This is a genomic window from Burkholderia sp. BCC1638 (genome assembly GCF_902833195.1).
In the GTDB taxonomy this organism is placed as follows: Bacteria; Pseudomonadota; Gammaproteobacteria; order Burkholderiales; family Burkholderiaceae; genus Burkholderia; species Burkholderia diffusa.
This window is the reverse complement of the sequence record NZ_CADFEC010000009.1, coordinates 222,325-235,314: the sequence shown is the minus strand read 5'-3', so window position 1 is coordinate 235,314 and position 12,990 is coordinate 222,325. Positions and strand designations below refer to the sequence as shown.

General features: G+C 72.0%; 3 protein-coding genes. 1 reads left to right on the top strand and 2 read right to left on the bottom strand.

What is annotated here, in order from left to right:
• Positions 1–9: 9 nt before the first annotated feature.
• The gene (locus HWX22_RS13900) at positions 10–9,699 is read right to left on the bottom strand and encodes a non-ribosomal peptide synthetase (protein WP_175915838.1); all 9,690 of its coding nucleotides are present in this window, start codon (positions 9,697–9,699) and stop codon (positions 10–12) included.
• A gap of 271 nt (positions 9,700–9,970) precedes the next feature.
• Between HWX22_RS13900 and HWX22_RS13895 the strand changes: the two genes are divergently transcribed.
• On the top strand, positions 9,971–11,716 hold the full coding sequence (locus HWX22_RS13895; protein ID WP_175915825.1) for a cyclic peptide export ABC transporter: 1,746 nt from the start codon (positions 9,971–9,973) through the stop codon (positions 11,714–11,716).
• A gap of 214 nt (positions 11,717–11,930) precedes the next feature.
• Here the strand turns inward: HWX22_RS13895 and HWX22_RS13890 are convergent, their stop codons facing one another.
• The gene (locus HWX22_RS13890; RefSeq protein ID WP_175915837.1) at positions 11,931–12,962 is read right to left on the bottom strand and encodes an iron-siderophore ABC transporter substrate-binding protein; all 1,032 of its coding nucleotides are present in this window, start codon (positions 12,960–12,962) and stop codon (positions 11,931–11,933) included.
• Positions 12,963–12,990: the final 28 nt, after the last annotated feature.

The following is a 12,990-nucleotide window of genomic DNA, read 5'->3' as shown; positions in this document are numbered from 1 at the left end:
CCGTCGTCCTTATTGGGTTTCCAGTTCGCCGAGCAGCGCATCGATCGCGCTCGCCGCGTCGGTCTCGCCGCGTGCCGCGCAGGCCGCGTCGATCGCGTCCGCGCAGCGTGCGAGCGTGCGGGTGTCGAACAGCGTGCGCAGCGGCAGCGCGAGGCCCCAGTGCAGGTTCGCCTGCGCATGCGCTTGCGTCGCGAGCAGCGAGTGGCCGCCGAGCTGGAAGAAATCGTCGTTGCGGCCGATCGCGTCCACGTGCAGCACGCGCTGCCAGATCGCCGCGAGCGCGCGCTGCGTGTCGGTCGCGAGTTCGACGGCCGCGGCCGCTTCGCGCACCGGCGCGGGCAGCGCATGGCGGTCGCACTTGCCGTTCGGCGTGACCGGCAGCGCGTCGAGTTCGATCAGCTGCGACGGCACCATGTAGGCCGGCAACTGTGCGCGCAGCGAATCCAGCAAGGCGGCACGGTCGAGCGGCCCCGCGTCGCCACATGCGACATAGCCGATCAGCTGCGCGTCGCGCACGATCACGACCGCGTCGTGCACGCCGGGCGCCGCGCGCAGCAGCGCCTCGATCTCGCCCGGCTCGATCCGCTGGCCGCGCAGCTTCACCTGCGTGTCGACGCGGCCGAGGTAGTCGAGCGCGCCATCGGTGCGACGCCGTGCGAGGTCGCCGGTGCGATACATGCGGGCGCCCGGGACGAACGGATCGGGCACGAAACGCTCGGCCGTCAGCCCCGGGCGGCCGAGATAGCCGCGCGCGAGGCCCGCGCCCGCCAGATACAGTTCGCCGGTCGCGCCGGCCGGCACGGGCTGCCAGGCCGCGTCGAGCACGTGCAGTTGCAGGTTCGCGATCGGATAGCCGATCGGCACCGCGACGGCGCTGGCGTCGTCGGGGCCGCAGGTCCAGTGCGACACGTCGATGGCGGCTTCCGTCGGCCCGTACAGGTTCACGAGCGTCGCGTTCGGCACGAGGCGCGCGACCTTCGCGACGAGTTCGGGCGCGAGCGCCTCGCCGCTCGCGACGATCAGGCGCACGCTGTCGCATTGCGCGGCGGCGGAAAAATCGTCGAGATACGCGGCGAACGCGGCCAGCATCGACGGCACGAAGTGCAGCACCGTCACGCCGTGCGCATGGATCGCCGCCGCGAGGCGGGCCGGATCGCGGTGGTCGCCGGGCGCGGCGATCGCGAGCTTCGCGCCGGTCGCGAGCGGCCACACGAATTCCCACACCGACACGTCGAAGCCGAACGGCGTCTTGTGCAGCACGACGTCGTCGCGCGTCAGCCGGTACGCGTGCTGCATCCACGCGATGCGGTTCGCGAGCGCGCCGTGCGAGTTGCCGGCGCCCTTCGGCTTGCCGGTCGAGCCGGACGTATAGATCAGGTAGGCGAGCTGTGCGTCGTCGATGTCGGTTGCATAGTCGGCGGGGGCGGCGTCCATTTCGCCTGCGTCGTCCGCGAGCAGATCGGCCACCGTCAGCAGTTGCGTCGTCGCGTCGTCGCCGAGCGCGGCCTCGACCTGCTCGCGCAGATGCGCCTGCGTGATCGCGACCGCGGGCCGCGCGTCGCGCAGCAGGTACGCGATGCGCTCGGCCGGATAGTCGGGATCGACCGGCAGATACGCGGCGCCGGCCTTCAGCACGCCGACGAGCGCCGTCACCATGTCGAACGAACGCTCGACGCACAGCGCAACCGGCGTGTCCGGCCGCACGCCGCGCCGGCGCAATGCGGCGGCGACGCGCGTCGTGCTCAGGTCGAGCTCGCGATAGGTCGCGCGCTGCACGTCACCGTCGGCATCCGCGTGCTCGAGCGCGATCGCGTCGGGCGTCGCCCGTGCGGCGGCCGCGAATTGCAGATGCAGCGGTTGGCGTTGCGCGTCCGGCCACGTCCGCGCGGTGTCCTGCGCGCGCGCCAGTGCGTCGCGCGTCGCGTCGTCGGCGATCGACAGCGTGCCGAGCAGCGCGTCCGGCGTGCGGGCCAGCGCATCGAGCGCGCACGCGAACGCGCGGTGCCAGCGTTCGACCTGGTGCGTATCCACGCGCGCGGTGTCGTAGCCGTAGTCGATCGTCAGTTCGGCGCCGCTCTCGATCACGAGCGTCAGCGCGAAGTCGGTCGACTCGATGCTGCGCACGCCGCTCAGTGCGAGCGCGCGCGGATCGGCGTCGTGCGCCGTGTCGTCAACGGGATAGTTCTCGAACACGACGAGCGTGTCGAACAGTGCGCCGCCGGCGCCGCGTGCCCAGCGCTGGATGTCGGCGAGCGGCGTGTGCGCATGCTCGGCCGCAGCTGCGTTTTCGCGCTGCAGCGTCTGCAGCCAGTCGGCCGCGCATTGTTGCGGCGCGGGTGCGGTGATGACGGGCAGCGTGTTGATGAAGAGGCCGAGCACCGTGTCGACGTCCGCGAGCGCATCGGGACGGCCCGCGACGGTCGCGCCGAACGCGACGGCCGGCTGGTGCGTCATGCGCTGCAGCGCGAGCGCCCAGGCGCCCTGCACCAGCGTGTTGACGGTCAGCTTCAGCGCACGCGCCGTTTGCGCGACACGCGTCGTCGCAGCCGCGTCGATCGTCGCGCGCCACGTGACCATCTGCGCATCCGCGCGGTCGGCCGCGCGCTCGGCGATCAATGTCGGCGCGTCGAGACGCGCAAGCCGCCCGGTCCAGAAGCGCTTGTCGGCCTCGCGGTCGCGCGTGCCGAGCCACGCGATGAAGTCGCGATAGCGCAGCGCCGGGCGGCTCGCGAACGGCGACACCGCGTCGGGGTCGCGATAGTCGCGCAGCACGTCGGCAAGCAGGCGCGCCGTGCTCCACCCGTCGAGCAGCACGTGGTGGCGCGTCCACACGACGCGCCACGCGTCGTCCGTCACGCGGATCAGCGTGAGCCGCATCAGCGGCGGCTCGCGCCAGTCGAAGCCGCGGGCGCGGTCGGCCGCGAGCCACGCGTCGAAATCGGTGTCCAGCGTGTCGCCGCGCATGCGCCAGTCGAGCTGTTCGACCGGCATCCGCGCATGGCGATGCACGCATTGCAGCGGTGCGGCCTCGTCGGGCATCACGCTGGTGCGCAGGATGTCGTGGCGTGCGATGGACGCGGCGAACGCGGCCGCGAGCCGGTCAGCATCGAGCGCCGTCGCGGTCGCGACGAGCTGGTTCACGTAGCTTGCATGACCCGGCGCGAACAGCGCATGGAACAGGATCCCCTGCTGCATCGGCGACAGCGGATACACGTCGTCGATCGTCCGCCAGTCGAGCGGCGCGCGCTCGATCGCGGCCTGCGTGAGGCCGGCGGCCCGTGCGAGCGGAAAGTCGCCCGGCGTCGCACCGCCGCCGCGATGCGCGACACGCGCTGCGCATGCGTCGGCGAGTTCGCGCAGCGCGGCGGCAAAGCGATCCGCGATTGCATCGATCGTCGCGCGCGCGAACTGCGGCGCACCGTAGACCCAGTGAACCTTCAGCGTACGTGCGCCGTCGCGGTCGGTATCGAGGTAGGCGTGAATCGCGAGCGTGTTGCCGAGCGGCCCTTGCGGGTCGCGCTCGATGCCCGTGCCGCCGAAGCGCGGCACGAGCGTCGCGTCGCGCGGTGCGTCGAACTGGCCGAGATAGTTGAACGTGATGCGCGGACGCGGCACGGCGGCCAGCGCCGCACGCGTCGCCGCGTCGCCGTAGTGCGCGAGCACACCGAAGCCGAGCCCCTTGTGCGGCACCGCGCGCAGCGTGTCCTTGACGGCGCACAGCGTGTCGCGCGCGGTGGCTTCGATGGGCAGCGTGACCGGATAGTGGCTCGTCAGCCAGCCGATCGTGCGGCTCGCGTCCGCGTCGTCGAACAGCGCCTCGCGGCCATGCCCTTCGAGTTCGACGCGGCACGACGCGGCGCCGCTGGCCCCGGCCAGCGCCAGCGCGAGCGCCGCGCCCAGCAGTTCGATCGTCTGCGTGCGATATGCGGCGTGCGCGTCGGTCAGCGCGGCACGGGTCAGCGCCGCGTCGATCGTCTGCACGACGACGGCCGCGTCGGCATTCGTCGCCGATGCGTCGGGATGATCCGACACGAGATCGTCGCCCTCCGCCATGCCGGCCCAGTAAGCCGTTTCGGCGGCGAACGGCGATGCCGGTTCCGTCGCGGCACGCGCGAGGCGCGCGGCCCAGGCATCCGCACGCAAGCCCGGCTGGGACAGGCGCACCGGCGTGCGTTCGCATGCGGCGCGATACGCGGCGTCCAGGTCGTCGAGCAGGATGCGCCACGACACGCCGTCGACGATCGCGTGATGAATCGCCAGATACAGCCGCGTCGCGCCGTCCGGCAGCCGCGCCGCACATGCGCACGCGAGCGGCCCGTGGCCGAGATCGAGGCGGCGCTGCAAGGCGTCGAAGCGCGCCAGCGCATCGGCTTCGTCGCGCGCGGAGACGTCGACGAACGGAAGCGCGTCGTACGGTTTCGCCGCATCGCTCGCGTGCCAGTGGCCGTCCGCGCCGCGTGCGAAGCGCTGGCGGAACGCGTCGTGATGCGTCAGCAGCGCGTCGAATGCACGTGCGAATGCATCGGCGTCGAACGGGCTGCGCACGTCGAACGCGACCGACTGGTTCCAGTGGCCCGGATGCGGCACGTCGAGCGCGAAGAAGCGCTGCTGTGCCGGCGTCAGGATCGCCGCTGCGGCAGCCGTTGCGGCCTGAGCCGGCGCCGATGTCGACGCCGACGGCGCGGCGGCGACGTCCCCGGTTTTCGCGATGCGCGCGAGTTCGGCGACCGTCGGGCCGTCGAACAACTGCTTCGGCGTGAAGCGCACGCCGCGCTTGCGGGCGCGTGCGATCACCTGCAGAACCAGAATCGAATCGCCGCCGAGCTCGAAGAAGTTGTCGTCGCGGCCGACGTGCGGCGCCTTCAGCACCGCCTGCCAGACTTCGGCGAGCGCCGTTTCGACCGGGCCCTGCGGCGCGTCGCCGGCGGCAACCGCCACCGGCGCGGCGGCCAGTTCGCGCAGCGCCGCGCGATCGATCTTGCCGTTCGCGGTCACCGGCAGGCGCGCGAGCGCGACGAATTGCGCGGGCACCATGTAATCGGGCAGCGTCGCGCCGAGTGCCGCGCGCATGGCGGGCTCGTCGAATGCCGCGCCGTCGCGCATCACGACGAACGTCGCGAGCCGCAGGCGGGCGTCGTGCTCGATCGCGAGCGTCTCGGCCTGCGCGATCGGGCCGGCCGCGCGTACCGCCGCGCTCACCTCGCCCGGTTCCACGCGATAGCCGCGAATCTTCACCTGGTCGTCGATGCGGCCGAGGAACGCGAGACGGCCGTCCGCGCGCAGGCGCACGCGGTCGCCGGTGCGATACAGGCGCGCACCGGGCGTGAACGGGTCGGGCACGAAGCGCTCGGCGGTCTGCGCCGGCCGGTTCAGGTAGCCGCGCGCCACGCCCGGCCCGCCCAGATACAGTTCGCCCGTTGCACCGGCCGGCACGCACGCGCCGAATGCGTCGAGCACCAGCGCGCGCGCATTCGGCAGCGGCAGGCCGAGCGGCACGCCGATCGCGGGATCGCGCGCATCGGCGCCGATCGACGCGGTGTCGCACGCGATCGCGCCGACGGTCGCTTCGGTCGGCCCGTAATGGTTGATCACGCGGCAGGCCGGCGCGAGCGCGGCCAGGCGCGCGACGAGCGCCCACGTCAGCGTTTCGCCGCCGGTCACGAGCGCGTGGCGCGGCAGCACGTCGGCCGGCACGCGCGCATCGAGCAGCGCCTGCAGGTGGCTCGGCACGATCTTCAGCACGCCGACGTCGCGGCGGCGCATCTCGTGTGCGAACAGGTCCGGATCGAACGCGCACGCGGCCGGCAGCAGGTGCAGCGTGCGGCCCGCGCACAGCGCACCGAACAGCGTCGTGTGGCCGAGGTCGGCGGCGACGGTCGACACCATCGCGAACGATGCGTCCGGTGCGAACGCGAGTTCGTCGAGCATCCCCTGTACGTAGTCGGCCAGTGCGCCGTGCGACACGACGACGCCCTTCGGCGTGCCGGTCGAACCCGACGTGTAGATCAGATAGGCGCCCTGCTCGGAATGCGGCGCGACGCGGATGCCGGCCGCATGCGCGAGCGTCGCGTCCTGTGCGAGCGCGTCGACATCGAGCGGCTGCGCGGCATTGCCGGCCGGCCACGCGGCCACATCCCGACCCTGCGCGACGAGCGCCCAGCGTGCACCACAATCGGCGGCCGCGGCTGCGACGCGTGCGGCCGGCTGAGCCGGGTCGAGCAGCACGGCCAGCGCGCCGGCTTTCAGCGCGCCGAGCAAACCGACGACGAAGCGGACCGAACGCTCGATGCAGACGATGACGGGTGCTTCTGCCGTCGCGCCGCGCAGCTTCAGCGCATGCGCGATGCGGTTCGACGCATCGTCGAGCTCGGCGAACGTCAGCGATGCCGACGCATCGGCGAGCGCGACGCGATGGGGATACGCGGCAGCCTGCCGCGCGAAGGCGGCGACGATGTCGGCGTGTTCGACGTTCAGCGCGCGGCCGTCGCGCGGCTGGCGCGACACCGGCGACGCATCGCACGGCAGCGCGGCTGTCGTGCGATGCGGTTCATGCGCGGCGGACGCAACGAGCGCCGCATAGCTGTCGAGCCACGCGCGCGCGGTGCCGGCATCGATGCAGTCGGTCGCATAGGCGGCGACCAGTTCGATGCCGTGCGCGTCGTCGGTGAAATCCAGCGCGAAGTCGAAGCGCGCGGCGAGATCGGGCCCCGGCGTCGCAACCGCGGTCGCGCCCGGCAGCACGCTGTCGTGCCGCGCATCGAACTGCTGCGCGCATTTCACGCGCAGCCATTCGTCGCCGCGCTTGACGGGCGGCTTCACTGCATCGACGACGCGCTCGAACGGCACGTCCTGGTGCGCGACCGCATCGAGCGCCGCCGTGCGTGCCGCGTCGACCAGCGCGCGGAACGGCAGCGTCGGCGCCACCCGCACGCGCAGCGCGACCGTATTCAGGAACAGCCCGAGCAGCGCACGCGTTTCCGGGCGCTGGCGATGCGCGACCGGCACCGCGACGACCACGTCGGTCTCGCCGGTCACGCGCGACAGCCATGCGTCGAGCGCGGCCAGCAGCACCGTGAAGACCGTGGCCTGTGCGTCGCGCGCGAGACGCCGGACGTCGGCAGCGACCGCGTCGGGCAGGCGGACCGACACGCGTGCGCCCTGCAGCGTGCGCGTCGCGCCGGGCTGGCGGTCGACCGGCAGTGCGAGCGGGCCCGGCACGTCGCGCAACGCGCCGCGCCAGTAGTCGAGCTGACGCTCGCCTTCGCCGCCGGCGAGCATGTCGCGCTGCCAGTCCGCGTAGTCGGCGTACTGGATCGGCAGTGCCGGCAACGACGGTTCGCGGCCTTCCGCATACGCGCGGTACGCAGCCGACAGCTCGTCGAATGCGCAGCGCGAACTCCAGCCGTCGGTGATCGCATGATGCGCGGTCAGCAGCAGGCGGTGGCGGTCGTCGGCGAGCGCGACGAGCGTCGCGCGCAGCAGCGGCCCGTTCGACAGATCGAACGGCGTGCCGGCGTCGCGCTCGGCGAGGCGCGCGGCTTGCGCGTCGCGCGCGGCCGGCGGCTGGTCGCGCAAGTCGAGCGTCGCGATCGTGACCGGCAAGCGGGCATGGATGCGCTGCATCACGATGCCGTCGTCGTTGTCGACGAGGGTCGTGCGCCATGCGTCGTGCCGTTCGATCACGTGATCGAGCGCGCGCTGCAATGCGGCGCGGTCGAGCACGCCGTCGATCGTCCAGTGCGCGGCGATGTGATACGCGGTGCTGGCGTCGCGCGTTTGCGCGAGCACCCAGAAGCGCTGCTGTGCGAGCGATGCGGTGCGGTCGACGTACGGGGCGCTCGATGCGGCGGAATCGGCCGGCGCGCGGCGTGCGGCAATCGCGGCCAGCGGCGCGCCCGTTTCGCGTTCCGCGCGATCGACGTGCGCGGCCAGCTCCGCCAGCGCCGGATCGGCGAACAGCGTGTCGAGCCGCAGGTTCACGCGCAACGCGGCGCGGATCGCGGCCTGAAGTTGCATCGCGGCGAGCGAATCGGCGCCCAGCACGAAGAAGCGGTCGTCGCGCGACGGCGTCGCGTCGAGGCCGAGCAGCGTTTGCCAGAGGCCGGCGATCTGCTGCTCGGTCGGCGTGCGCGGGGCGTCGCCCGCGGGCCGTTCGGTGTCGCGGGCGGCGGCGATGCGCTCGCGTAGCGCGGCGCGGTCGATCTTGCCGTTCAGCGTGTACGGCAGCGCGTCGCAGCGCACGAACCGGTGCGGCTGCCAAGCGGCGGGCAACTGCGCGCCCACGTGCGCCTTCAGCGCCGCATCGTCGGCGGCCGCGTGCAGCGCGACGCACGCGATCAGCCGCGTCGGCCCGTTGCCGGTTTCGGCGATCACGGCCGCGTCGGCCACCGCCGGATGCGCGCGCAAGCACGCGGCGATTTCCGCGGGCTCAACACGCACGCCGCGCACCTGGACCTGGTCGTCGAGACGGCCGAGATAATCGAACGCGCCATCGGCGCGCAGACGCGCGAGGTCGCCGGTGCGGTACACGCGGGCACCGGGTTCGCCGTGCGCATCGGGAATGAAGCGTTCGGCCGTCAGCGCCGGGCGGCCGTGATAGCCGCGCGCGAGACATACGCCGCCGAGCAGCAGCTCGCCGCCCTCGCCCGGTTCGCCGGACTCGCCGCCATCGATGCGCGCGATGCGCGGGCCGATCGCGCGACCGATCGGCAGCGACGCATACGCATCGTCATCGGCCAGCACCGGCATTTCGCCCGGCTCGACCGGCCACAGCATCGGGGAGATCACGGCCTCGGTCGGCCCGTAGCCGTTGATCAGGCGAACCGACGGGAACGTGCGGCGCACGAATTCGAATGCCTGTTGCGGCAGCGCCTCGCCGCCGAACGCGAGCACGCGCAACGCCGGCGGCACGCCGTCGCGCGCGGCGACGGCCGCGAATTCGCGCAGATACGCGGGCGGAAACGCGGCGACGCTGATGGATTCACTCACCATTAGCGCATGGGCGGCGTCCGGCGCGAACGGCTGCGGCGGCGCAATCGTCACGCTCGCGCCGACCGCGAGCGGCGCGAGCCAGCATTCGTGCGCCGCGTCGAAATTGACCGACGCGAAATGCAGCAGGCGGTCGCCGCCCTCGACCGGCAGCGCCGCCGCGAGCGCGTCGCAATGCGCGGCGAGCGGCCCGTGCTCGACGACCACCGCCTTCGGCATGCCGGTCGAGCCCGACGTATAGATCATGTAGGCCGCCGAGCGCGGATGCACCGGTACGTCCTCGTCGTCGACGAAGGCGGCGGCCGCCGCATCCGCGGACATCGCGTCGAACGCGTGTTCGAACGGCGCGCCGAGCGCCGCGCGGCCGGCCGCGTCGACGATCCCGTGGCGCAGTTGCGCATCGCGGACGATCCAGTCCAGACGCGCGGCCGGATGACGCGGGTCGAGCGGCACGAATACGCCGCCCGCCTTCAGCACGGCAAGCAGCGCGACGAACAGCTCGCACGAGCGCTCGACGCAGACGCCCACCCGCACTTCCGCGCCGACACCGGCCGCGCGCAACTGGCGGGCGAGATGCGACGCACGCGCGTCGAGCGCGCCGCGAGACAGACGCAGGTCGTTCTGGAAAGGCGCGGCGAGCGCGGGCGCGTCGGGCGCGCAGCGCGCCAGTTCGCGAATTCGGTGATGCAGCGCAGTCGGGAAACTCGTCATGTGCGTGAAGTCCTTCGGTCCGGCCGCTTCGGCCAAGTCTCGGGGCCGCATGGGGCGGCTTCACTGGTGTGACGAACGGCGCGGCCGATTTTTTACCGTTTTGCGCGCAAAGCCAGAACGGATGCATTTTTTGAAGGCACAGCTAAATATTTGCGCGGCCCGTTCGTCTATCAGGGAGGAAAGCCGCGACCGGGCCCGTCCGGTGCGCTGCTTTCGCATCAATCTCGCCGTTTCCGCATATTTGCCTGCCCTTCATTTACCGACGTTGCCGATGACCGCCGCCCACGAGCCCGCTTCCCCGCCGTCCCTCGACGCCTCCCCTGGCCGCCCCGCGGCCCGCCTGATCCTCGCGCTGCTGCGCGAAAGCCGCGCATCGCTCGCGCTGGCGCTCGTCGCCTGCGTGCTCAACGGCGTCGCGAGCGTGCTGCTCGTCGCGACGCTGAACCGCGCGCTCGCGACGCCCGGCGCGGCCGACGCGTCGCTCGCGTGGCGCTTCGCGCTGTGCGCGGTGATCGCGCTCGTCACGCGCATCGTGTCGGGCACGCTGTTCGCCCGGCTGTCGCAGGACACGATGGCGCGGCTGCGCGTGCATCTCGCGCGGCGCGTCGGCGCGGCCGAGCTGCGCGACATCGAGCGGATCGGCGCGGCGCCCGTGCAGTCGGTGCTGACCGACGACGCGACCAACGTGTCGATGCTGTTCTTCGCGCTGCCGAACCTGGTGATGCACGGCTCGATCGTGTTCGGCTGCCTCGGCTATCTCGCGTGGCTGTCGTGGCCCGTGTGCCTGCTCGCGCTGACCGCGATCGTCGCGGGCTCGCTCGGCTATCACACCGGCGACCGCCGCGCGATCGCGTCGCTCGAGGCGGCCGGCCAGGCGCAGGATCGCCTGTTCGGCTATCTCGGCTCGCTGTTCTCCGGCGCGAAGGAACTGAAGCTGCACGACGCGCGCGCGCGCCAGTTCGTCGATGGCCAGCTCGGCGCGGCGATCGGCGAGGTGCGCGACCATCGCCGCCGCGCGTTCAGCGCATATGCGGTCGGCGTCGGCTGGATCATCTTCCTGTTCTACGTATTCCTCGGCGCAGCCGCGTTCTGGCCGCAGCTCGGCGTGCATGCGGATGCAGGCACGGCGGCCGGCTACGTCGTCGTGTTCCTGTTCATGCTGGTGCCGCTCGACGGGCTGCTGAACAACCTGCCGACCGTCAATGCGGCGCGCGTGTCGCTCGGGCGCATCGAGGGCGTGATGGCCGAGTTCGGCGCGCTGCGCACGGTGCCGCCCGCCAGCGACGCCCCCGACGTGCCGCCGGCCGGCGCCGTCACGCTGCGCGGCGTCACGCACGCGTATTTCCACGAGCGCGACGAACGGATGTTCCGGATCGGGCCGATCGACCTGACGATCCGGCCGGGCGAGCTCGTGTTCATCGTCGGCGGCAACGGCAGCGGCAAGACGACGCTCGCGAAGGTCCTGACGGGGCTCTACGAGCCGGAGGAAGGCGCGCTCGAGGTCGACGGCCGGACGATCGGCTGGCGCGAGCGCGCCGCGTACCGGCAACGCTTCAGCGCGGTGTTCAACGACTTCCACCTGTTCGATGCGCTGCTCGGCATCGTCGATCCCGACGATCCGGCGCGTGCGCAGGCCGATGCGCGCGCGAACGCGCTGGTCGCGAAGCTCGCGCTCGATCACAAGGTGAAGGTCGTCGACGGCGCGTTCTCGAACCGCGCGCTGTCGACCGGGCAGCGCAAGCGGCTCGCGCTCGTCGTCGCGTATCTGGAAGACCGTCCGTTCTACCTGTTCGACGAATGGGCGGCCGACCAGGATCCGTCGTTCAAGGCGGTGTTCTACGAGCAGCTGCTGCCCGAACTGCGCGCGCGCGGCAAGGCCGTGATCGTGATCACGCACGACGATCGCTATTTCGATCTCGCCGACCGCCTGCTGAAGCTCGACAACGGACAGATCGTCAGCGACACGACACCGGCGCGGTCACGCGCACGGGATGGCGTCGATGCGCTTAGCGCGTAAGCATGCGTGAGCACGGACTGCCCGCGCGCGGCGAATGTGGCGCGCAGGTAGTCCGTGTTCGGTTCGGCGGAGCGGAAACGAACCGGAAAAGGCGAAAGGAAATATCGTTCGGTGTACGGGACTATGCGTGCCGCCGCCGGGATGCCGCGACAAGCGAATGCCTGCGCGACTTTCGTTCACGCGCTGCCCTGCCCCCGAACGACAAGCCGCGCGTTCAGCGCACGGCCGGCAGCTTCAGCAGCGTATCGGTCATCACGTCGGCCAGCTTCAGCGCCGACATCGGGCCGCCGAACCCCCAGATGTTCCGTTCGACGAGCGCGATCCTGTGCTCACGCAGCGCAGGCACGAAACGCCACACCGGCGAATCGAGTTTCGACGACAGCGGCACGTCCATCCCCGTCGCGGTGACGAACAGCACGGCGAGATCGCGTTGCCGAAGCAGATCGGCGGACGTCACGTAAAGCGTGCCTTCCCGCGTCGGCTTCTTCGGCCACGGGTCGAGCCCGAGCGCGCGCGCGAGGCCCGCCGACGTGCTGTTGCCGGTATACGCCCAGTAACGATCGGGCAACCCGAGATCCTGCAGCAGTGCGATGCGTTCGCCGCCGCGTCCCGCCGCCCTGAGCCGCGATGCGTTGCGCGCGATCCCCGCGTCGAGCTGTGCTTCGACCGCCTTCGCGCGCGCTTCGCGCCCGGTCACGGTGCCGATCGTCCGGAAGATCTGGCGCATCCAGTCGAGCTGCGTGACGGGCACGCCGTCTTCCGACACGTTCGGGCTGAACTGGAACAGGATCGTCGGCGCGATCCGGTCGAGCGCGGCGAAGATCGGCGCATGCCGGAAGCCGACGCCGATGATGAGGTCGGGCTTCACCGCGGCGATCGCCTCGAGCCCCGGCTCCTGACGCGAGCCGATGTCGGTCACGTGCGCGAGCCGGTCGCTCTCGTAGCCGAGCCAACCCGGATAGAACGCAGTATCGGCCATGCCGACCGGCACGATGTCGAGCGCGATCACGCTTTCGGCGAACATGAAGTCGAGTGCGACCACGCGTTGCGGCCGCACGGGCATCGTCGCGCTCGCCTGCGATACGACGGGGTTGCCGGCAAGCAAGCGGCCCGGTTGAGAAGGCATGCCGCCCTGCCCGCCGCGCGCGTCGTTCGCGATCGCGGCGGCCGGCGCGGCCAGCGCGCCGCAGCATGCGGCGCCGAGCGCGGCCAGCGCGCCGCAGCATGCGGCGCCGAGCGCGGCCAGTGCGCCGAGCGCATGGCGACGGCCGGCA

Excerpts from the sequence above, each read along its gene's own strand:
- HWX22_RS13900 (WP_175915838.1), bottom strand. The coding sequence starts at position 9,699 with ATGACGAGTTTCCCGACTGCGCTGCATCACCGAATTCGCGAACTGGCG.
- HWX22_RS13895 (WP_175915825.1), top strand. The coding sequence starts at position 9,971 with ATGACCGCCGCCCACGAGCCCGCTTCCCCGCCGTCCCTCGACGCCTCC.